The following is a 20863-nucleotide window of genomic DNA, read 5'->3' as shown; positions in this document are numbered from 1 at the left end:
TTGGCTGGATTAACTGGAGTAAACAAAAGTTTAGTTATTTTCGCGGCATTAGTAATTGGTTTAGCAGGTATAAAAGCAGCAAGTGTTATTGTTATCCCGTTTGTATTAGCTGGATTTATTGCCATTATTTGTAATCCTTTATTAAGTTTTTTTGGTCGCTATAAAATACCTAAAGGTATTGCCATTATGCTTGTCATGCTAATGGTAGTGGGTGTCGGTGTAAGTCTTGGTGGCCTAGTTGGTCAATCACTCACTGATTTTTCACAAGATTTACCACAATATAAAGCACAACTTAAAGAAGAGTTTATTTGGCTGGTGGATGTCGCTGCGAGCTATAACATATTAATTAATAAAGAACAGCTCATATCGATGTTTGATCCCGGAAAAATGATTGATGTTGCCACAGGTATGTTAACTGGGCTTGGTGGAGTGATGGCAAACCTGTTCTTAATTATTTTGACCGTAGTATTTATGTTATTTGAAGGGCCAATGTTAAGCCATAAAATTCATATGGCGTTAGATGATCCTGATATGAAGATGAAGCAGATAGACCGCTTCTTAAATTCAATTAACTCATATTTAGCGATTAAAACGGTGGTGAGTCTTGGTACGGGTTTACTGGCAGCATTATTATTGTGGACTTTGAACGTTGACTACTTTGTGTTGTGGGGGGTAATCGCCTTCATGTTTAATTATATTCCTAATATCGGTTCTATTATTGCTGCTATTCCTGCGGTTCTCCTTGCATTAATAACCCAAGGCCCTTTAATCGCTGGTTTTGTTGGGGCGGGTTACTTAACAATTAATACAGTTATGGGTAATATTGTTGAGCCAAAGTACATGGGTAAGGGGCTGGGGTTATCTACATTGGTCGTATTTTTGTCATTGATTTTTTGGGGCTGGCTATTAGGTACGGTTGGCATGTTACTGTCTGTACCATTAACAATGATAGTGAAAATCGCACTCGAGACCAGTGAAGAAGGCCGATGGCTAGCAACTTTATTAGGAAATGGTGAAGAACTAGAAGGGTCAAAAGAATAGCTTTGACTAAAAATTGTAACCAACACGTTACCTGTGTTGGTTACTTAGGTGTGCATTACGCTACCTATAAAGGTTGTTTTAAAGTGGCTATGTATTGATCTAATAGTAAAATCTCACAGCGTTTATATACTATTGCCGCTTGGGTGGCGTTGGGCATCTTTTGCAGATAGCGCCAACGGCAGCTGTCTTCTAAAAAGCGAGTGTGGGAAGTTAAACTACGAGTAAATATAGGTAAAAGTTGCGTGTTCCCCGTATCCTCTTGAATTTTTTCTAAATCTAAGTTGAGCTTATTGATCCACGTTTTTTGTGTTCTCTTTAAGTTAGCAATGTTTCTATCTAAACATTGAATATACTTTTTAGCTTCATTAGTGGTCGCTTTATCATCTAAGATACAGTCATCCATACTTAAAGCATTTTCAGTAAAGAGCAGTATTAATGCACATAGTAAAGTTAAGCTATTATTTTTTATCATTATAATTAAACTCTAATATAAAGTTAGCACCATTTAAGGTGTGAGAATCTAAAATGGTAAGTGTCCCGTTATACGATTTTACTAAATCTGACACAATTGCCATTCCTACACCATGGCCATTTTCATATGTATCTAAACGAGTTCCGCGAGTGAGTAAAGACTCACGTTTATCAATTGGTACGCCAGGGCCATCATCACTTATAGCAACGCTGAGGTTTTTATCTTGTATTACATGGATAGCCACTTGTGAACGACACGCTTTACATGCGTTATCAATTAAATTACCTAATAATTCAAGCAAATCGGTTTTATCACCTAAAAAGTACTGCTTGTCAGTGACATCGCAAGTAAAAATAATATCTTTGTCTCGGTAAACTTTGCTCATAGCACTGAGTATTGAATCAATAACAGGCTTGATCATGGTTTGTTTTTTCCATGTATCAGCTGCACCAGTTGCAGCTCGCTTTAATTGATGTTCGATCATCACGTTGATACGATCAAGTTGTTCTTGAGCATCAGCGTCATTGGCCAGTGGACTTGATTTTAACACGGCCAAAGGCGTTTTAAGCGCGTGTGCTAAGTCACTTAAAGAAGCTCGATAACGCTCTTTTTGACGTTGTTGGGTCTGCAGTAGTAGATTTAAATCAGCTTTTATTGTTTGCAGCTCTATGGGATATAGGCCTTTTATTTCTTGAATATCACCCGATTCAATGGCTTTTATCTCTTTATCAAGACGCTGTAGCGGACGTGCGCTCCAAACAAACCCAATAGCCATTAATGCTGCTATTGCAACACCCATTACATACATCCAATTGACGAGTGTTTGTTTAAAACCGTCCATTAAACGCAGTAGGGCATCATTACGCTTTAATAATATAAAGCGCGCTTGTTCCGATTGATCAATATTACCTAAAATGACCGTTAGACTTAATTGCCAATAAGCAGTCCCTTTGTACTCAATACGGCGAAAATCAGCAGAGCCAGCACGCGCTTCGATACTTTGTGGGGCAAAATTTACATTAACCGCAGACTCAGAATGCCAAACGGGCTGTTCATCGCGATAGATCATTGCATACGTATCAGAATTTAAACGGTTCAGTTCTGGGGCTAAAATGGTACTGGGCATAATAATGCCGCGTTCCGTAAAATCAACCTCTGAAATTAATGAGTATAAATGGGCTTCGAGGGTTTTTTCGGTGGCTTCGATTAATGACGCGTAGTACGCCTTACCAATAGAGAAAAATAAAATAGGTAAGGCGACCAATAAAACAAAGACAAGGATAAATCCTTGCCTTATTTTAAGCGATATTTGCGACGCTACCACTGGCTTTTGAGCCTGTAACCACGTCCACGTAGGGTTTCTACCGGGTTTAGTGTGCCATCAGGGTCGAGCTTTTTACGTAAGCGCAGTACGAATACTTCAATGACGTTTGAATCTAAATCAAAATCTTGATCATAAATATGCTCGGTTAATTCAGATTTAGAGATTACTTTTTGCGGGTTAACCATTAAATACTCAAGAACTTTGTATTCATAGGCCGTCAGGCTTAATTCTCTGTCATCAACCCATACTTGTTGTGAGCGCGTATGAATTTTAATTGGTCCAGCAGTCATTTCTGGATTTGCTTTACCTGCACTGCGTCGAATGAGGGCATTACAACGTGCAATCAATTCTTCAACATGAAATGGTTTTGTTAGATAGTCATCAGCGCCCGCATCAAGGCCTTCTACTTTATCTTGCCAACGATCGCGTGCAGTTAATATAAGTATAGGAATGGTAATCCCTTGCGCTCGCGCTTTATTGATAAGTTCAATACCATCTATTTTTGGTAAACCTAAATCAACGACCGCCATATCAAGAGGGTATTCAGTGATATGGAATAAACCAGCTTCGCCGTCATGACATAGATCAACACTATAGCGTTCTTTTTCTAATGCATTGCGTAGATTATCTGCTAGGTGTAAATCATCTTCAATTACTAAAATTCGCATTTTTTAATCCTTTTTCGCTTCGCCGGTTTTTTTATTTACGTGAATGTCGACAACATGGCCGTCAGCTTTTAATATTCTTACGGTATAAACGTCATTTTGTACGGTAATTTTGAGAGTTTTACCATCTTCTATTTTTTTAGCAAGCTCAACCGCTTGTTTTTTTGTGATGGGTGTTTTATTTACCTGAGAGTCAGCATAACTATTATTCGAAAAAGAGAACGAAAATAGTGTAAAAATGACGACGCCAAGGGCTAATAACATACGCATGATGGGCAACTCCTAAACCAGACCTTGTTAGTTTAATGAACCAACTAGCTAAAACTCAAGTAAAAATCATGAAAAACATGATTTAAGCTGGATGAGTTTAATTAACAACTCGTGAACAAACACTGAACTGTGCAGCTCAAATTGCAATTATGAGGCTAGGGATATACCCAAGCCACCTCAATATGCGCGTTTCAGTTGGAATTAAAAGCGATTTAGGCACGCCCGTTATAGCGCAGTGTTCTTGTCATTAAATAGACCCCATATCTACGCTGATTGGTATAAATAGAGGTTCTATTGTTCAAATCAATAACGCCCGTATAATTCGCTTTTAAACCAACTCGGTGAAGCGCTGAATTCTGCATCTTGAGTTGGTTTGGGTATAATTTTAAGGTTTAAGCTGGGAATACTTTTTTAAAGGGTTTAACAACAGAATTGTCATATACCCCACCACTGACATAAGGGTCGGCAGCAGCCCATTCACGTGCAGCTTCTAACGAGTTAAATTCAGCAATAACTAAAGAGCCTGTAAAACCAGCTTCACCTGGGTCATCATTATCAACTGCAGGAAGAGGGCCTGCAGTGAGTAATCTGCCTTGTTCATTTAGCTCTTGTAAACGTGCTAAATGGGCTGGTCGGGCTGCTTTTCTAAACGCTAAGCTCTTGTCAACATCAGTTGAGTAAATCATATACAGCATAGTATGTTCTCTACATTTTAATATTATTGAAATTGTTTCGATATTAGCACAGCAGATCTGTTAGGCGAATAAATTGCGATTACTTAACCTTTGATTTGTTGACTGTGTGGTTTACAGCCACATTATACTTTTAAACTGAATATGCTTGAAAAGCCCAGCACAACACTGTTAGAGTCGCTGGGATGTTAAAAAATAATAATAAGGTTTTTAAATGAGCGATAATCGTGAGCACTTTAGCTCTCGCCTAGGTTTTATATTAGCAGCGGCAGGCTCTGCAGTTGGTATAGGTAACTTAGTTGGGTTCCCTGTCTCGGCAACAAAAAATGGTGGTGGTGCATTCTTACTTATTTATGCACTGTTTGTCGTTTTTATTTGTTTACCCGTAATGATGGCTGAGATGGCAATGGGCCGCCAAGCACAAAAAGATCCATTAAATGCATATAAACTGCTCTCTGGTAATGATAAAAAGTGGACGTTTGCAGGCTTTTTAGCTGTATTAACCCCCTTTATGATTGCTGTTTTTTATATGGTTATCACCGTGTGGATATTTGGTTATTTAAGTCAAGTAGCACTCGGTAATTTAGATATGTTGGCTGACCCTAAAAGTTTTGGGGTATTTATAAATAGCTCAAGCGTGTTCGGTTATATGGCGGTTGTGGCGCTAATTGTTAACTTGATTCTTGTCGGTGGTGTTAAGCAAGGGATTGAAAAGGCAGCGAAATTTTTAATGCCCGCGTTGTTTGTATTATTAATCGCGTTGGTTGTTTATGTACTGACCCTTGATAATGCTATGGCAGGTGTTAAATACTATATTATCCCTGACTTTACTAAAATGAACGCGAGCGTACTCAATGGTGCATTAGCACAAGCATTCTTTTCATTGTCTTTAGGTATGGGTATTTTAATGACCTATGCATCGTATATTTCTAAAAAAGACGACATTGTAGGCAGTGCTAAAATGGTTGCGGTAACAGATTCGTTAGTTGCATTTATTGCCGGCTTAATGGTGTTACCAGCAATCTTTAGTTTTAATCCTGAGACAGACCCAACTAAACTGTCAGATTCTTCTGTATCAATGATTTTTGAATTTTTACCAAAAATATTGTTAGCACTACAAACTGATATTGGCTATGTAGGCGCATCAATTGTTGCGTTTATCTTTTTCTTATTAGTATTTTTTGCGGCGATAACATCATTAGTATCAATCGTTGAAGTACCAACGGCAACATTATGTGATCGTAAAGGTATCAGCCGTAAAATGGCGTTGCTTATCTTAACGGGTAGTATTGGTGTACTGACAGTATTGTGCACAATGTCATTTGGTATGGTTGAAGGATTAACATCATTTACCAACTATGGCGGTGGTTCAAAAAGCTTATTTGATATTGTGTATGATGTGTTTTACGACACGATTTTACCGCTTAATGGTTTGATGGTATGTTTATTTGTTATGTACCGCTGGAAGAAAGTTCGCTTAAGTGAAGAGTTAAGCCAAGGTTGCCCTAGTTATGCGGGTAGCTTTACTGAAAAGTACGTAAACTTCTCTCTTTCTACGTTTATTCCTGTGATATTAACAGTAATATTGGTAAATACTGTTGCGACGAAATTTTTTGCAGTGAGTATATTTGGTTTTTAAGTTAGGTAGTTTTTGATTCAAAAGCCGCGCTATTTAGCGCGGCTTTTGTTTAAGGCACTATTGCAGAATCTAAATATTGTCCTATCCCCAATGTAAACATCCACAAGCCCCACAAGCTATGCTCAATTACACACACAAACGTCGAACGGCTTTGTGCATAGGTGAACGCAAATAATAAACCGCCAATAAATGCGAGTATTACAGCCACCCAATTAGCATAAACAATATGTGCTAATGCAAACACCGTGGCACTGACGAGAATTCGCACCGTTTTGTTTGGCATAATGCGCTTATATCGATGAAAAAAGTAGGTTCTAAATATTAATTCTTGTGGCATCACAGACAAAACAGGATAAAGAATGAGTAACATTAACCAGTCTTGAAGTGAGTTTCGTGGCATAACAAACCAATTTCCTTGATTAATTATTCCGTAGAATACGCCAGAAAATAGAGCACCTATAAAAAAGAAACTAAACAACCGACGTTTAACAGCCGAAAATTGGCCAAGGCTGGTAATCCTAAAGCGTTTAAAGTGAGGATCACCAAGTAAGAGCATGCCGCATACACTCATTAATATAATAAGTGCGGGGATCAGCCAGTTTGCTAAATAAGCACGCAGATAAAACCCAATTAAAGGCAAGCAAATAAATATAAGTGTAAATTCAAACCAGCGGTATTGATTGGCGTTCAAGGTCGTCTCAGCGTGATTTTGTATCCTAGGCTAACAAGTAAAGACGACAGATTTATGACGTTAAAGGTGTTTACTATCGACTTCGTCATCTTCATCAGGTAAGTATTTATACAATATGATCATAGTGGTAAAAATACTGATAAAAGTAATCCCCATTAAACCAAATACTTTGAAGTTAACCCAAAAATCGAGTGAGAAGTTATAGGCAATGTAAATGTTTAATGCTGATATTCCGGCAGTAATGGCCATCCATAACATGTTGAGTTTATCCCAGAGAGACTCTGGTACGGCAACCTCTTGCTCTGATTCAAATGCTGTTTGCAAAACTGAACTCAGTGCTTTCTTGACTAAGTTTTTGCCAAAAAAGTAGCGGCTGATGAGTAAGCTTAAAGAAATTACCGCATAAATAATGGTCGCTTTAAATTTAACAAACTGTTCATCATGAAAAACCAGTGTCAGCGTGCCCAAAATGATGGCAATGGCAAAAAATAGCCATTGGCGTACAGGGACATTACCTGTTTTAAAATAAGAGTAAGTCACCTGAATCAATGTGGCAGCCATTAATAGGGCTGTTGCCCAGTAGATATCAGTCAATTTAAAGACCACAAAAAATAAAATAAGCGGAATGAATTCAATTATTGCATGCATAGAATGCCCGTAATTTTAATACTAATTTGATAAAACTTGTATAACACCAAAATAATTGCAGTGGTTGTATCAACTTATTGTGTTCTTTACAAGGTTGACTTAGGGGTAACTAACCCTTAGCCTGCTTGGCTTTGTATTCGACCATTACCAAAATCCGTGAACCTAGTTAGGTTTAGCGGCGTCTTTAGGAGCATTTTATGAATAAAGCAGAACTTATCAGTGCCATGTCAGCACACAGTGAATTAACTAAAAAAGACTCTAAAGCAGCTTTAGAGAGTATGTTAGCGGCTATAACTAAGTCATTATCAGAAGGCGATCAAGTGCAAGTTAATGGTTTAGGTACGTTTGCGTTAAGTTATTATCCGGCAAGAGCAGGGCGTAATCCGCAAACGGGCGCAGTGATTGAAATTGAAGGCGCTAACAAGCCGGTTTTTAAGCCCGCCAAAGCGCTAAAAGATAACCTTTGAGGCATTGTTAAATAAAAAGGGCCTATTCAGGCCCTTTTTTAATGAATGGTGTTTTAACGTACTGTAGCCGCTTTCATCGTAGCTACAAACTCTTTTAAACCACTTAACATAGCCTGCGGGTTATCAAGGTTTGTTTCAATAATTTTAACCACCGCAGAGCCTGAAATAGCGCCAGCAGCGCCAGCAGCCAAGGCTGCCTTTACATCTTCCGGCGTTGAAATACCAAAACCGAGTAATGCTGGTGCACTGTGATACTCTTTTAGTTTAGTAACAATAGAGTTCGCTGGCATTTGTGCTTTGGTCTCAGTACCTGTCACACCAGCACGTGAAAGCAAATAGGTATAACCGCGGCCATAAGATGCACATTGACGTAGTGTGTCATCAGGCGCATTTGGTGTGGCGATAAAAATTGGGTCAATGTTATTACTCATTGCAGCTTGTCGAAACATTTTAGATTCGTGAAGTGGTACGTCAGCCACTAAAATTGAATCAACACCGACCGCTTTGGCATCTTTATAAAAAGCTTCTAGGCCCCGTTTAAACACCAAGTTTGAATATAACAGTAAGCCAATTGGAATATCTGCATTGTATTGGCGCACTTGCTTAATGATATCAAAACAATCTTGCGTGTTAATGTGTACATCAAGGGCGCGAATGTTTGCCGCTTGAATAACCGGGCCATCAGCAATAGGGTCTGAAAATGGGATCCCTAATTCAAGCGCATCTGCGCCACCATCAATTAAACTTTTAATTATTTCAACACTAAGCTCTTTATTTGGGTCACCTATAGTCACAAATGGGACAAATGAGCCTTGATTTTGCTCGCTTAATGCTGCAAACATTTTGCCGTAGCGGTCGGTTTTTTGGTCAGTTTGGCTCATGCGTTTTCTCCTTTTGAAAGTACATCCATAACATGTGCTAAGTCTTTATCACCACGGCCACTTAAATTGACCACTAAAATGGACTCCTCAGTTAGCTCCTCCGCATACTTGAGTGCGTAAGCAAGCGCATGGCTTGATTCTAGCGCAGGAATAATCCCTTCATTTTTAGCCAGTAGCTGAAATGCTTCAAGTGCTTCTGTATCTGTAATACCCACATACTGAGCCCGGCCAGTTTCATGTAAAAATGCATGTTGTGGGCCCACTGCAGGGTAATCAAGACCTGCTGAAACAGAGTATGATTCCTCTATCTGGCCATCATCGTTTTGCATAATATAAGTATATGTACCGTGTAAAATACCTTTGGTGCCTTTGCAAATTGTTGCGCCATGTTCGTGAGTATCAAGGCCTTTACCCGCAGGCTCGACCCCGATTAATTTAACACTAGGTTCGTCAATAAAGTCAGTAAACATACCAATGGCGTTAGAGCCACCACCAACACAGGCTAGTACAGCATCAGGCAAACGACCTTCTGCTTTTAATATTTGTTCTTTTGCTTCTTCACCTATTACCTTTTGAAACTCACGGACAATGGTTGGGAATGGGTGAGGGCCTGCGGCTGTGCCCAGTAAATAGTGTGCTTCTTTATAATTTGCTGACCAGTCACGCAGCGCTTCATTTACAGCATCTTTAAGTGTGCCAGAGCCTGCGGTTACAGGAATAACTTCTGCGCCCATTAGTTTCATTCTGAATACATTAGGTTGCTGACGTTCAACGTCTTTTGCGCCCATGTAAATACGGCACTTTAAACCCAGTAGTGCGCATGCAAGTGCTGTGGCTACCCCGTGTTGTCCGGCACCCGTTTCAGCAATAACTTCTTTTTTGCCCATGCGCTTTGTTAATAATGCTTGACCTAATACTTGGTTGGTTTTATGCGCGCCACCATGGAGTAAGTCTTCACGTTTTAAGTATAGTTTGACTTTTGGGTTTTTAATTAAGTTACGGGTTAATGTAAGCGGTGTAGGGCGACCGGCATATTCATTAAGTAACTTTTCAAGTTCAACTTGAAAAGCCGGATCTGTTTGTGACTTATTGAACTCATTTTCTAGTTGTTTTAGCGCTGGAACAAGCAATTCTGGGACAAACATGCCGCCAAATTCGCCAAAGTAAGCTGGATTATTCATATTAACCTCAATATTTGCGGATGCTGATAAACGCATCATTTAATTTTTGTTGGCATTTTTTGCCTGCGCTTTGCTCAACCCCAGAGTTTAAATCTAGGCCATGAGCACCTTGGTATAAAGCGCCTTGAATATTGTCTGCATTTAAACCACCTGCGAGCATAAACGGCTGTTTTACATCTTTTAAAATTGCCCAGTCAAATGTTTTACCTGTACCGCCAGCTTGTGTATCACTGTGGGTATCGTATAGGTGACGATCAACGCCACTAATAGGTTCAGGCAAGCTATCTTTAATTGCTTGAGCTTTCCAAATTTGACAGCCACGCGGCAGTAAAGGGCGCAGTGTATTTATGTAATCATTGTCTTCTTGGCCGTGTAATTGCACTGCAGATAGCTTTAAGCTTGTTGCATGCTCAGCGACATTTGTAATGCTTTCATTTACAAATACACCCACATAAGCGAGCGGGGCGCTTTGAGTTATTTGTAAGGCGCAATCTAGGTCAACATAACGCGGTGATTTAGGCGCAAAAATTAATCCACCAAATACGGCACCACTTTTATAAGCATTAATGGCATCTTCACTGCGAGTTAAACCACAGACTTTGTTTTCACCTAAAATTACACGACGACACGCGCGTTCTAAATCACGTTCAGCCATCAATGAACTGCCAATTAAAAAGCCATTACACAAAGGTGCTAAGCGTTTTACATCTTGATGGGTATAGATACCAGATTCAGAGATCACGACTTTGTCATTAGGAATAAGTGTACGCAGTCTTTCGGTTGTAGCTAAATCAGTACTTAAATCACGTAAATCACGGTTATTAATACCGATGATCTGTGCATCAAGAGCTAATGCACGCACTACTTCTTCTTTATTGCTCACTTCAGTCAAAATAGCCATGTTTAAGCTGCGCGCTACGCTTGCCAATAGTTGATACTGTTTATCATCAAGCACTGATAACATTAACAATATTGCATCGCCACCATAAATTCGAGCCATGTAAACTTGGTATTCATCAATAAAGAAGTCTTTACAGATCAGTGGCTGTTCAACTTGGCTGCGTACAAACTCTAGGTAATCAAAACTTCCTTGAAAGTATTTTTCATCTGTTAATACACTAATACAGGTGGCGTAGTTTTTATAAACATTTGTAATTTCAGCTAAGTCAAATGGCTCTCTAATCAGGCCCTTCGAAGGAGAAGCTTTTTTACACTCTAAAATAAACTGTGTACCAGGTGCTGCTAAGGCTTTATAAAAATCACGATTTGTTGGTACTGCTTGTGCTTTAAAGCTCTCAAGGGGGCGCTTTACTTTACGCTCAGCCAGCTCTATTTTCTTATCTGCGACGATTTTGTCTAATACGTTAGCCATTGGTTACCTCTGAGTTTGTTACGGCTTTATGGCTTTGCTCTACAATAGTGTTTAATGTGTTTAAGGCGCGACCACTTTTTAAAACCTCAACGACGTGTTGTGCGCCTGCTTTAAAGTTTTCGACTTTACCAGTGAGATACAACAGTGCGGCAACATTGACGATAATTGCTGCATTATGCGCATCCGTCCCTGTGCCTGCTAAAATGGCGCGACTGGCATTGGCGTTATATTCTGGACCTTCACCGGCGAGTTGTTCAAGTGAATAGTTTGCAAGGCCAAAATCAGCAGGGCTGAGTGTGTACTGGCGAAGCTCTCCATTATTAAGCTCTACAACGGTCGTTTTACCATGCAAGGCGATTTCATCGGTGCCGGAACCATGAACTACCATAGCGCGCTTTGTACCGAGGGTTTTTAGAGTTTGCGCCATCGCTAAGCATAAGTTTTCGTCGTATACACCGAGCAATTGCACTTCAGGTGCTGCGGGGTTTGCTAAAGGCCCTAAAATATTAAAAATAGTACGGGTTTTTAACGTTGTCCGTACTTCCATCGCATGGCGTACGCCACTGTGGTAATGCGGCGCAAACAAAAAGGTAAACCCAGTTTGTTCTAAACACGCAACGGCTTGATCTGGTGTCATATCAATATTAATACCCAGCGCTTTGAGTAAATCGGCGGAGCCTGAGTTACTCGATACACTGCGGTTACCGTGTTTGACCATATTAATGCCGCAGGCGGCTGCAACAATGGCCGCGGTAGTACTAATATTAATGGTGTTTGAGCCATCGCCGCCAGTGCCGCAACTGTCAGCTAACATTGCTAATTTTGTATTAAAAGGAACGGCATTAGCACGCATGGAAGCAGCTGCGCCTGCAATTTCGTCACTTACTTCACCTTTGAGTTTCAATGCGACTAATAATGCTGAGAGCGCAATATCATTTACTTTACCTTGCATTATCGCATCAAATAACTGTTGGCTTTGGCTAAAGCTTAATGATGTTTGTGTAAGTAACACATCAATGAGGGCACTTGTGTTGTGCGTGGCTGATTGTTGATTTACTGACATAAAGTCCTCTACTGCTTTGCGTTAGCTAAAAATTGCATACTTTGTTGAAGTAGCGCGGCGCCATTTGGCGTCAAAATAGACTCAGGATGAAATTGATAACCCAAAGCATGATCTTGCGCATGATAGATTGCCATTGGAATTGCTTCATAGTTAGCAATTACTTTTACACTATCAGGTACCTGCGTTGCCATAAGTGAATGATATCGGGCTACTGGTATACGCTCCCCCATACCTGCAAAAACGGGGTGTTCACCAAGTTCAATGATTGACGACTTACCATGTACGGTTTCGCCAGCATGGCCAATAACCCCACCATAACTTTGTGTCAATGCTTGTTGGCCAAGACAAATTCCCAGCATGGGGAAGTGTCCTTTACATAGTTCAATCAATGCCATTAAACAGCCTGCGGCTGAGGGCGTACCTGGACCGGGTGATAGCACTAAAATGACCGGCTTAGTTTCGTTGCACATTTTTTCAAAAATAACCTGTGCATCTATGTTGTTACGATATACCACTAAATCGCTGCCTAACATAGAAAGTTCATCGACTAAGTTATAACTAAATGAATCAAAGTTATCTAAAAAGTAGATTTTTACATCCGTTAGTTTAGTGTTAGTTACGCTCATTTTAGTGTCCTTGATACGTCGATTGAATCGCTGTGATAACTGCTTGTGCTTTAGCGCGAGTCTCGTTTGCTTCAGATTGCGGGTCAGAGTCATGTACCACACCAGCACCTGCTTGAACGTAGGCTATGTTATTTTTTACAAAGGCTGAGCGAATAACAATACAGCTATCCATTGCCCCATCACCAGTAAGGTAACCTACCGCGCCACCGTAACTTCCTCGACGTTTACCTTCAGTTTGACGTACTAGCTCTGCGGCACTGACTTTCGGTGCGCCAACAAGTGTACCCATATTCATACAGGCTTGATAAGCATGCAAGGCATCAAGGTCAGGTTTTAAAGTCCCCACAACGCGAGACACTAAATGCATGACTTGAGAATAGCGGTCTACTTTTAATAGTTCTTTGGCATGACGAGTACCGGGTACGCTAATACGGGCTACGTCGTTACGTGCTAAATCGACCAGCATCAAATGTTCAGCACGTTCTTTTTGATCATTACGTAGCTCAAGCTCAATACGGCTATCTAAATCAGGATTAATTTGACCATTGGCAAACTTACCTCTGGGGCGGGTGCCTGCAATTGGATACACTTCAACTTGTTGTGACTGTGCACAAAACTTTAAAGCTGACTCCGGAGATGCACCAAACAAAGCAAATTCACTATCGCGCATGTAAAACATATACGGGCTTGGGTTTTGTTTTTTTAGTTGGCTGTAAGCATGTAGCGAGTTTGCACATGGCAGTGAAAAAGTGCGCGATGGAACAACTTGAAAGATGTCACCATCAACAATGTGTTTTTTCAAACTTTTGACCTGTTGGCAGTAAACTTCGTCGCTGATATCAACAGTTACATCACTGGCGCCCATTGTTTGTGTTGCACTAAAATTATCAGCTTGGTCGCATAATGTATTTAAGCGTTCAAGCTTCTTTCCTACCTCAAAGCAATTAGCATGAACATCAGGGCCGTTAAACACATTTCCAATGAGCTCCGTTGTTTTAGCTTGATGATCAATAATGACAAGGGTTTCGGCTAAATAAAATACATAATCAGGGCAGCTGTTATCGCCATCAGGAACATCACTTAGTTGTTCAAAGTTGGCCACCATATCGTAGGCAAATACACCGCCTAAGAATAGCGAAAAAGGATTGTTAGTGGTGCTGTTAATATTATTTATACAGCAGCGTAGAGCACTAAATGCGTTATCGGCGATAAGCTTAGTGGCTTCATCAATGTCGCTATCACAGCCCTTATACTCAATAGTCAGGGTTTGTTCGCTTAGTTGAGTGTGGCAATTTTCTAACTTACTTTGTAAATAAGGCAATAATTGCTGACCATTATTAGATTGCGCTGTTACCGTAACTGTTTTGCCCGCGCAGATAATTTTAAGCGCACAATCGACTAAAATTAAACTCTTAACACTGTCTTTAGAATCAATTTCGGCTGACTCTAATAACAATGAGTTGTCTTTATCAAGCAGCCCGTAAAGAGCTAATGGGCTATGGATGTACTCTCGCACTTGGGTGATGCTGGTAACTTCACCTGGCGTTGTTGTTATATGACTAAAAATCAAACCTCATTCCCTCAAAAAAATAAACCCCGCAAGCTATGCTATGCGGGGTTTGAATAACGATATCTATGTTTTAGATAGACCATTACCGTCCCGCTATACCAGGCGCCACCACCAATGATGTGTAAGAGTTGCTACGTTATTCATGTTTGTTACCCTAAAATTTAAATATAAAAAAACCCGCAATAAGCGGGTTTGAATGTGTTAGACACGACAATTCGTCACCCGATAATTTACGAGTGCCACCACCAGATAGTGTTTTGGATTGAATTGGTCATTGTTTTTGTTCTTAATGTGTCTCAAGTGGCTACAGTAAACCGTATCAACGGCGTTAATGTCAAGTATTTATTAAAAACAATTTATTAAAATTTTTTGTTATACTTAATAACAACTTTGGCACATTTAATATGAGCAGTCTTCTCTTTTGATAAAATACGATTTACACAGCCACACTACGCATTCTGACGGGCAACTAAGTGTTGAGCAGTTATTATTGCGTGCAGTTGAAAAAAATATAGATGTGTTTGCGATTACGGATCATGACACTATCGCTGCGGTGAAACCCGCTCAAGCCTATATAAAAAACGAGTCTCTGCCATTAACCTTGATCACAGGTGTTGAAATTTCCACCAAGTGGGAAAGTTTTGAGATCCATATTGTGGCATTAAATGTAGATATCAATGAAGAAGCATTGACCAGTTTACTCACTATACAGCAACAAAAGCGTGCTGCTAGAGCAATAGAGATTGGCCGACGCTTAGAAAAAAATGGCTTTGATGGCATTTATGAACAAGCGCAGGAGCTTGCTGGTGATGCACAGATAACCCGCGCGCATTATGCAAGAGCGCTGATCACGCGTGGTGTTGCAACCACAATACCAGGCGTATTTAAAAAATACCTTGGTCGTGCAAAAACAGGGTATGTGCCAAGTGACTGGTGTGACATGAAAACGGCGATTACGGCAATTCACGCCGCAGGTGGCGTCGCTGTTGTTGCCCATCCTGGGCGTTATCAAATGTCGAATAAGTGGCTGCGCAAATTATTAAGTCAGTTTAAAGATGCTGGTGGCGATGCAATGGAAGTTGCACAACCACAACAAGCACCCACGGAGCGACAGTTCTTGGGTGAATTGAGCCGTGAATACGGCTTACTGTGCTCGCAAGGGTCTGATTTTCATTTTCCTACTAGTTGGCTAGAATTAGGAAAAAACTTATATCTGCCAAAAGATTGCCAAGGCGTTTGGCAAACTTGGGAAGGGCAAGAAGGAGTAACACATGAGTGATTTTTTTCATATTCATCCAGATAATCCACAACCACGATTAATTAATCAAGCAGTCGATATAATTAAGAAAGGCGGGGTAGTGGTTTACCCGACAGATTCAGGCTATGCAATAGGCTGTAATTTAGGGAATAAACAAGCCAAAGAGCGTATTGAACGTATTCGTGGCATTGAGAGACACCACAATTTTACATTAGTGTGTCGCGATCTATCTGAGCTTTCGACCTATGCTCGCGTAGATAATCAATTGTTCAGGCTAATTAAGAATAATACTCCTGGGCCGTACACATTTATATTCAAAGGAACTAAAGAAGTCCCTAAACGGCTATTAAATGACAAGAAAAAGACCATTGGTATTCGTGTAATAGAGCATCCAATTACCTGTGCGTTACTCGCTGAATTAGGCGAGCCATTGATGTCGTGTTCATTAATATTACCCGGTGAGCAGTTTACAGAATCTGATCCAGATGAAATTCGCGATCGCATAGGCCCTTTGGTTGATTTAATTATTCATGGCGGTTACTTAGCCGAACAAGCAACGACAGTGATTGATCTTTCAGAAGATACAGTTGAAGTGCTACGTGTTGGCTGCGGTGATACAACTCCATTTGAATAACCTTGTTAAACACCATGAGTGAGCGCGTCACTGAACAGGTAGCTCAAACACAAGAGCTGGCGCAGCGAAAGCTGCCGCTGGCTTTTTTGCATGGCAAAGAAGTAATGAATACGCCGCAAGACTTATATATTCCGCCTGATGCGCTTGAAGTTATTTTAGAAACCTTCGAAGGGCCGCTTGATTTACTTCTGTATCTAATTAAAAAACATAAACTCGATATTCTTGAATTGTCTATTTTTAGTATTACAGAGCAGTATGTCCATTATGTTGAAATGATGACCGAGTTTCAACTTGAGTTAGCAGGCGAGTATTTAGTAATGGCAGCCTTGTTAGCGCAAATAAAATCGCGCTTATTATTGCCCAAACATGAAGAACTGGAAGAAGAAGAAGATCCTCGGGCTGAACTAATACGCCGATTACAAGAGTACGAACAATTTAAGCAAGCCGCAGAAAATCTTGACGATATTCCACGCGTTGGTCGTGATATTTATATTGCACAGGCGCTGGTGCCAGAGCAAGATGAGCAAGCGCAGTTACTCCCTGATGTAGATCTAAAGGATTTATTGTTTGCCCTTAGCGATGTGATGGCACGAGCAAAAACGCTGGAACACCATCAAATCACAGCCGAAACACTATCAACCCGTGAACGAATGAGCTTAATATTACAAAAACTATCACAAGCCAGTTCACAGCTTCCTTTCACTGACTTATTTACCTTTGACGAAGGGCGCAGCGGGGTGGTAGTGAGTTTTATCGCGATGTTAGAACTAATTAAAGAAGGGTTGATCAGTTGCCTACAAGTCGATCCAACCACACAAATATATATTGGCTTAGTTGAACAAAACTAATTTCACCCACTCAAAGTAATTGTCGTGAAGCTTTAACTCGCAAACCCGTAACAAGTTATGTGCATATATGCACACAACTTGTTTGTTATTCGCTATTTTCTTTTAGTTAGGGACGGGCTATTCTAGCGTTACTGGTTTAGGGAGTCTTTCTATGTTTAAAAATACTCACTCGAGTTATGGCTTAGTTACCATTGTTTTGCATTGGCTGATGGCATTGATAGTTATAGGTCTTTTTGGCCTAGGTTTATATATGGTCGAGCTTACTTATTACGATAGCTGGTATCGTGGTTCGATGGATTTACATAAAAGTATAGGGATCACACTTGCGGCATTATTGATATTTAGATTAGCGTGGCGGGTAATGGGCACACAGCCAAAACCTGTTGAAGGTTCAAGTAAAGTAGTGAATAAAGTCGCGCACTTTGCACATTTATTTATCTACATGTTATTGATTGGTATTGTTATTTCAGGGTATTTGATTTCGACTGCGGATGGTCGTGCGATTGAGGTGTTTACGTTATTTAGTATTCCCGCAATTGACTTATCGGTAGAAAATCAGGCAGATATTGCAGGTAAAGTTCATTACTGGGCGGCATGTAGTTTGATCGGCTTAGTAACGTTACATGCACTTGGGGCATTAAAACATCATTTTATCGATAAAGATAAAACCTTAATTAGAATGATCAAACCATTAAAGGGTGATTAATAAATGAAAAAATTACTACTATCTGCTGCTGTTGCAGCAACATTATTTGGCGCAAGCACTGCACACGCAGCAGACTATGTGATTGACACTCAAGGCGCTCATGCATTTGTAAACTTTAAAATTAAACATTTAGGTTACAGTTGGTTACATGGTCGTTTTAATACATTTGATGGTGGCTTTAATTATGATTCAGCTAACCCAAATGCATCACAGATCATGGTAAATATTGATACTAAAAGTATCGATTCAAACCATGCAGAACGTGATAAACATTTAAGAGGAAAAGATTTCTTAAATGTTGATAAGTTTCCACAAGCAAGTTTTAAAAGCACCAGTATTGTATTTGATGCTAAAGGCGATGAAGCAAAAGTAACGGGTGACTTTACATTACATGGCGTCACTAAAAGCATTACTTTTGAAATAGATAAAATAGGTGAAGGAAAAGATCCATGGGGTGGTTATCGTGTTGGTTTTGAAGGTGAAACCAGCCTGAAATTAGCTGATTTTGGTATTGATTATAATCTTGGGCCTGCATCAACACATGTTGATATTGGTTTATTTATTGAAGGCATACGTAAATAAGCAAAGTTTAGGCGCAGTAATATTCGCACAAATAGTTAGAAAAAACGCCTCACTTAGTTGAGGCGTTTTTGTTTGCTTGTAAACGTTGCTCAAGTAAGGGCTTTAAATTATCAGGTAACCAACGTATTAATACTTCGTGATAACTAGGCTGTTCTTTTATGATTGCCAGTGCGCTATTTAAAGTTTTTATGTGCTGCTTACCTTGTGCGGTATTAGTGCAGCCAATATAGCCAAAGCTGAGTTCTGACGCCTCGGTTAGTGGTAGCTGTATCAACTCATCATCAAAGCCCATAGATTTAGCTAAATAAAAATGCTCACTCGGATAGCCTAACAATATATCTATGCGTTTCTTTTTTAGCATATAAGTTAAGCTTGCGAGTGTATCTCGTCCCGGACGAATAATGATAGATGCATCAGCATTAGTATTTATTACGTCGTCTATCGTTTCTCCATAAGAACGGCTCATTGATATGCCTAAGGTGAGTTTGTATTCACTTAACAATTTTTTTAGTGAAATTTGGGCGTTAGGATCTAATTTTAGGCTGTGTAAGAGTTCTTTATGGATAGCGATGGAAGGTGATAAGCCAATAGTGGAAGCTTGCTCACTAAATGCTATATGTTCACGGCGATGCTCACTTTGATACAGCGAGAGCATACAATAGGTGTGATTTGGGTTCGAGACTTCGCGAACAGTTCTGCTCGAAGGTAAAATAACTCGCTTAAAGGTATAGTTTGGTAGTTGTTCTTCAAGTAAAGAGATAACACTTTCGTCACGTCCTGTACCCGCATATTGATCATTAAAAATATAATATGGGGCGAAGTCGGTGACTACCCAGTCAATTGTTTTAGCGTGTACCGTGGTGCTAGATAATAAAAATAAAAATAGAGTTAGATACACACCTGTCATTATTTATACCACTAAAAAATGATTACTATAAATAAGTGTAGCAGTTAGTTAAATAGTTTCTTGGAAAAAAGCAAAACGCCAGCAAAGGCTGGCGTAATTCAATAGCAATAATACAATTCAATATAAATTAATTGGATTTCAGCCATTTAACAAACTGACGTGCGTCACTTGCTTTTGTAAACAAGGCATTCTTTAAACCTTGCGTATCAGAAAAAATAACACGTTGTTTATTTACTGAAATTGATTGCACTGGATGTGCGATTTGGATCATAGATCCATTGTAATTATAAGACATAATAAAACTCACTTTTTTCTTGTTATCTTTTCTATGTCGCTAATTTCATATTAGCAGTTAAAACATGATTAGATAGACTGTTTCGTGTTTAGCTTCATTATAGTGTTGACGATCTTTATGACATTTATGCGACTATTTAAAAAATATGTCGTAGTTTGACTTGGGGTTCTCGCCGTACAATAACTTAGCTTTAAAATATACGTTTTGCGGGGCTTACTGGATCAAGGTAAAGAGGTTAACCGCGAGGCTTTTTTAGGACCAAGAAGTGACTTTACCTAAGTAAATTTGTTTAGGCAAGCATTTTTGTTGTTTTATAGTTTTTTAATTATAAATACTGTATTTTGAGGCACGAAAAAGTGAGGACAATAGATGAATTACATTATTGTGAGTGATATTTTTGGAAAAACATCATATTTGACACAGTTTGCACAAGCGTTGAATGGTGAGTTTATTATTGTAGATCCATACGATGCTCAACTACAGCCCGTTATTGACGAGGAGCTGCAATATCAACAGTTTATATCTCAGTGTGGGCATGACGGTTATTTTCAAAAACTAAATAAAGTGTTAGATAATATAAAAACGGATACCACAATTATTGGTTTTAGTGCTGGGGGGGCAGCCGCATGGCGTAGCCAAGCATGTACTAAAAATCGCTATATCAAAAAGCTCGTGGCATTTTATCCAAATCAAATTCGTTATAATTTAAATTTACCAGCAACAATACCATGCGAATTGATATTTCCTTATCAAGAGGCACATTTTGATGTGAGCGTTATTATCACAAGCCTACAAACAAAAGCGAACGTCAGCTGTTTTCAGTGTGACTATGGCCATGGCTTTATGAATCCATTATCAAATAATTTTGATAATCAAGGTTACTTATATTTTAGTAAACGACTGTTTAGTGATGATTTATAGGGCGTGTTGACCTTTCATGATTAATTTTGCAGCAGTCTATTTGGTATTTAGGCAAGGCAGCGCCTATGATGTGTGGTTGTTCCCCATAAATAGGCGATAACGCAGTATAA

The 20863-nt window shown here is 39.6% G+C and carries 24 protein-coding genes; 9 read left to right on the top strand and 15 right to left on the bottom strand.

Translation table 11 applies throughout. From position 1 onward, the window contains the following. The gene (locus tag HH219_RS15945; RefSeq protein ID WP_054206248.1) at positions 1 to 1041 is read left to right on the top strand and encodes an AI-2E family transporter; all 1041 of its coding nucleotides are present in this window, start codon (positions 1 to 3) and stop codon (positions 1039 to 1041) included. 64 nt (positions 1042 to 1105) lie between these two features. On the opposite strand, the gene HH219_RS15940 is transcribed toward HH219_RS15945, so the two are convergent. From HH219_RS15940 to HH219_RS15920, 5 genes are all read right to left on the bottom strand, one after another. Beyond that, positions 1106 to 1513, bottom strand: coding sequence for a hypothetical protein (locus HH219_RS15940; protein ID WP_054206249.1), 408 nt, complete (start codon positions 1511 to 1513; stop codon positions 1106 to 1108). Then, positions 1500 to 2837, bottom strand: coding sequence for an ATP-binding protein (locus HH219_RS15935; RefSeq protein WP_054206250.1), 1338 nt, complete (start codon positions 2835 to 2837; stop codon positions 1500 to 1502). Before HH219_RS15935 ends, HH219_RS15940 begins: the two co-directional genes overlap by 14 nt. Continuing rightward, complete coding sequence (locus HH219_RS15930; protein WP_016709350.1) at positions 2831 to 3505, bottom strand: response regulator transcription factor; 675 nt, start codon at positions 3503 to 3505, stop codon at positions 2831 to 2833. Before HH219_RS15930 ends, HH219_RS15935 begins: the two co-directional genes overlap by 7 nt. A 3-nt stretch (positions 3506 to 3508) precedes the next feature. After that, on the bottom strand, positions 3509 to 3772 hold the full coding sequence (locus HH219_RS15925; protein WP_054206251.1) for a PepSY domain-containing protein: 264 nt from the start codon (positions 3770 to 3772) through the stop codon (positions 3509 to 3511). A gap of 392 nt (positions 3773 to 4164) precedes the next feature. Continuing rightward, entirely contained in the window at positions 4165 to 4467 is a 303-nt protein-coding gene (locus tag HH219_RS15920) for a YciI family protein (protein ID WP_054206252.1), read from the bottom strand. Between the two features lie 211 nt (positions 4468 to 4678). Here HH219_RS15920 and HH219_RS15915 point away from each other — a divergent pair, with 211 nt between their 5' ends. Continuing rightward, the gene (locus HH219_RS15915) at positions 4679 to 6103 is read left to right on the top strand and encodes a sodium-dependent transporter (RefSeq protein WP_054206253.1); all 1425 of its coding nucleotides are present in this window, start codon (positions 4679 to 4681) and stop codon (positions 6101 to 6103) included. A gap of 49 nt (positions 6104 to 6152) precedes the next feature. Here the strand turns inward: HH219_RS15915 and HH219_RS15910 are convergent, their stop codons facing one another. Together HH219_RS15910 and HH219_RS15905 are read right to left on the bottom strand one after the other, a co-directional pair. Then, positions 6153 to 6794 (bottom strand): CPBP family intramembrane glutamic endopeptidase, encoded by a 642-nt coding sequence (locus HH219_RS15910; RefSeq protein ID WP_054206254.1) that lies wholly within the window; start codon positions 6792 to 6794, stop codon positions 6153 to 6155. Between the two features lie 60 nt (positions 6795 to 6854). Continuing rightward, positions 6855 to 7442, bottom strand: a complete 588-nt coding sequence (locus HH219_RS15905; protein WP_054206255.1) for an inner membrane-spanning protein YciB — start codon at positions 7440 to 7442, stop codon at positions 6855 to 6857. Positions 7443 to 7639: 197 nt separating this feature from the next. On the opposite strand from HH219_RS15905, the gene HH219_RS15900 reads away from it, so the two are divergent. Further along, positions 7640 to 7909, top strand: a complete 270-nt coding sequence (locus HH219_RS15900; protein ID WP_054206256.1) for an HU family DNA-binding protein — start codon at positions 7640 to 7642, stop codon at positions 7907 to 7909. A 53-nt stretch (positions 7910 to 7962) separates the two neighbouring features. Here the strand turns inward: HH219_RS15900 and trpA are convergent, their stop codons facing one another. From trpA to HH219_RS15870, 6 genes are read right to left on the bottom strand one after another with little or no spacing between them, the layout of a single operon-like run. Further along, positions 7963 to 8790, bottom strand: a complete 828-nt coding sequence (gene trpA / locus HH219_RS15895) for a tryptophan synthase subunit alpha (protein WP_054206257.1) — start codon at positions 8788 to 8790, stop codon at positions 7963 to 7965. Continuing rightward, a complete protein-coding gene (trpB, locus tag HH219_RS15890) occupies positions 8787 to 9971 on the bottom strand; it encodes a tryptophan synthase subunit beta (protein WP_169328036.1) in 1185 nt (394 codons plus the stop codon). The genes trpA and trpB overlap by 4 nt, the downstream gene beginning before the upstream one ends. A 7-nt stretch (positions 9972 to 9978) precedes the next feature. After that, complete coding sequence (trpCF, locus tag HH219_RS15885) at positions 9979 to 11343, bottom strand: bifunctional indole-3-glycerol-phosphate synthase TrpC/phosphoribosylanthranilate isomerase TrpF (RefSeq protein WP_169328035.1); 1365 nt, start codon at positions 11341 to 11343, stop codon at positions 9979 to 9981. Then, a complete protein-coding gene (trpD, locus tag HH219_RS15880) occupies positions 11336 to 12406 on the bottom strand; it encodes an anthranilate phosphoribosyltransferase (RefSeq protein ID WP_054455475.1) in 1071 nt (356 codons plus the stop codon). The genes trpCF and trpD overlap by 8 nt, the downstream gene beginning before the upstream one ends. Before the next feature lie 8 nt (positions 12407 to 12414). Next, positions 12415 to 13032 carry an aminodeoxychorismate/anthranilate synthase component II gene (locus tag HH219_RS15875; protein WP_169328034.1) on the bottom strand — a complete coding sequence of 206 codons (618 nt, stop codon included), beginning with the start codon at positions 13030 to 13032 and terminating at the stop codon, positions 12415 to 12417. A gap of 1 nt (position 13033) precedes the next feature. Beyond that, positions 13034 to 14602 carry an anthranilate synthase component 1 gene (locus HH219_RS15870; protein WP_054206261.1) on the bottom strand — a complete coding sequence of 523 codons (1569 nt, stop codon included), beginning with the start codon at positions 14600 to 14602 and terminating at the stop codon, positions 13034 to 13036. Between the two features lie 421 nt (positions 14603 to 15023). On the opposite strand from HH219_RS15870, the gene HH219_RS15865 reads away from it, so the two are divergent. The 5 genes from HH219_RS15865 to HH219_RS15845 all read left to right on the top strand — a co-directional run bounded on the left by HH219_RS15865 (position 15024) and on the right by HH219_RS15845 (position 18630). Further along, entirely contained in the window at positions 15024 to 15881 is an 858-nt protein-coding gene (locus HH219_RS15865; protein WP_054206262.1) for a PHP domain-containing protein, read from the top strand. Then, positions 15874 to 16494, top strand: a complete 621-nt coding sequence (locus tag HH219_RS15860) for an L-threonylcarbamoyladenylate synthase (RefSeq protein WP_054206263.1) — start codon at positions 15874 to 15876, stop codon at positions 16492 to 16494. The genes HH219_RS15865 and HH219_RS15860 overlap by 8 nt, the downstream gene beginning before the upstream one ends. A 14-nt stretch (positions 16495 to 16508) precedes the next feature. Further along, positions 16509 to 17342 (top strand): ScpA family protein, encoded by an 834-nt coding sequence (locus tag HH219_RS15855; RefSeq protein ID WP_169328033.1) that lies wholly within the window; start codon positions 16509 to 16511, stop codon positions 17340 to 17342. A 151-nt stretch (positions 17343 to 17493) separates the two neighbouring features. Continuing rightward, positions 17494 to 18048 (top strand): cytochrome b, encoded by a 555-nt coding sequence (locus tag HH219_RS15850; RefSeq protein ID WP_169328032.1) that lies wholly within the window; start codon positions 17494 to 17496, stop codon positions 18046 to 18048. Positions 18049 to 18051: 3 nt separating this feature from the next. Further along, positions 18052 to 18630 carry a YceI family protein gene (locus HH219_RS15845; protein WP_169328031.1) on the top strand — a complete coding sequence of 193 codons (579 nt, stop codon included), beginning with the start codon at positions 18052 to 18054 and terminating at the stop codon, positions 18628 to 18630. 49 nt (positions 18631 to 18679) lie between these two features. Here HH219_RS15845 and HH219_RS15840 read toward each other — a convergent pair whose 3' ends face one another. Next, a complete protein-coding gene (locus tag HH219_RS15840; RefSeq protein ID WP_054455488.1) occupies positions 18680 to 19537 on the bottom strand; it encodes a TIGR02285 family protein in 858 nt (285 codons plus the stop codon). A gap of 127 nt (positions 19538 to 19664) precedes the next feature. Further along, positions 19665 to 19832: a hypothetical protein gene (locus HH219_RS15835; protein WP_167349706.1), complete on the bottom strand. Its 168-nt coding sequence runs from the start codon at positions 19830 to 19832 to the stop codon at positions 19665 to 19667. Between the two features lie 369 nt (positions 19833 to 20201). Here HH219_RS15835 and HH219_RS15830 point away from each other — a divergent pair, with 369 nt between their 5' ends. Beyond that, positions 20202 to 20753: a hypothetical protein gene (locus HH219_RS15830; protein WP_054206267.1), complete on the top strand. Its 552-nt coding sequence runs from the start codon at positions 20202 to 20204 to the stop codon at positions 20751 to 20753. Positions 20754 to 20863 lie beyond the last annotated feature (110 nt).

Origin of the sequence: Pseudoalteromonas sp. NEC-BIFX-2020_015, assembly GCF_012952265.1 — a bacterium.
GTDB classification, from domain to species: Bacteria; Pseudomonadota; Gammaproteobacteria; order Enterobacterales; family Alteromonadaceae; genus Pseudoalteromonas; species Pseudoalteromonas neustonica.
This window is presented reverse-complemented; position numbering and strand designations above follow the sequence as displayed.

Coding starts and splice junctions, on each gene's coding strand:
- HH219_RS15940 (WP_054206249.1), bottom strand. CDS start 1,513: ATGATAAAAAATAATAGCTTAACTTTACTATGTGCATTAATACTGCTC.
- HH219_RS15930 (WP_016709350.1), bottom strand. CDS start 3,505: ATGCGAATTTTAGTAATTGAAGATGATTTACACCTAGCAGATAATCTA.
- HH219_RS15925 (WP_054206251.1), bottom strand. CDS start 3,772: ATGCGTATGTTATTAGCCCTTGGCGTCGTCATTTTTACACTATTTTCG.
- HH219_RS15920 (WP_054206252.1), bottom strand. CDS start 4,467: ATGCTGTATATGATTTACTCAACTGATGTTGACAAGAGCTTAGCGTTT.
- HH219_RS15915 (WP_054206253.1), top strand. CDS start 4,679: ATGAGCGATAATCGTGAGCACTTTAGCTCTCGCCTAGGTTTTATATTA.
- HH219_RS15905 (WP_054206255.1), bottom strand. CDS start 7,442: ATGCATGCAATAATTGAATTCATTCCGCTTATTTTATTTTTTGTGGTC.
- HH219_RS15900 (WP_054206256.1), top strand. CDS start 7,640: ATGAATAAAGCAGAACTTATCAGTGCCATGTCAGCACACAGTGAATTA.
- trpA (WP_054206257.1), bottom strand. CDS start 8,790: ATGAGCCAAACTGACCAAAAAACCGACCGCTACGGCAAAATGTTTGCA.
- trpB (WP_169328036.1), bottom strand. CDS start 9,971: ATGAATAATCCAGCTTACTTTGGCGAATTTGGCGGCATGTTTGTCCCA.
- trpCF (WP_169328035.1), bottom strand. CDS start 11,343: ATGGCTAACGTATTAGACAAAATCGTCGCAGATAAGAAAATAGAGCTG.
- trpD (WP_054455475.1), bottom strand. CDS start 12,406: ATGTCAGTAAATCAACAATCAGCCACGCACAACACAAGTGCCCTCATT.
- HH219_RS15875 (WP_169328034.1), bottom strand. CDS start 13,032: ATGAGCGTAACTAACACTAAACTAACGGATGTAAAAATCTACTTTTTA.
- HH219_RS15860 (WP_054206263.1), top strand. CDS start 15,874: ATGAGTGATTTTTTTCATATTCATCCAGATAATCCACAACCACGATTA.
- HH219_RS15855 (WP_169328033.1), top strand. CDS start 16,509: ATGAGTGAGCGCGTCACTGAACAGGTAGCTCAAACACAAGAGCTGGCG.
- HH219_RS15850 (WP_169328032.1), top strand. CDS start 17,494: ATGTTTAAAAATACTCACTCGAGTTATGGCTTAGTTACCATTGTTTTG.
- HH219_RS15845 (WP_169328031.1), top strand. CDS start 18,052: ATGAAAAAATTACTACTATCTGCTGCTGTTGCAGCAACATTATTTGGC.
- HH219_RS15840 (WP_054455488.1), bottom strand. CDS start 19,537: ATGACAGGTGTGTATCTAACTCTATTTTTATTTTTATTATCTAGCACC.
- HH219_RS15835 (WP_167349706.1), bottom strand. CDS start 19,832: ATGTCTTATAATTACAATGGATCTATGATCCAAATCGCACATCCAGTG.
- HH219_RS15830 (WP_054206267.1), top strand. CDS start 20,202: ATGAATTACATTATTGTGAGTGATATTTTTGGAAAAACATCATATTTG.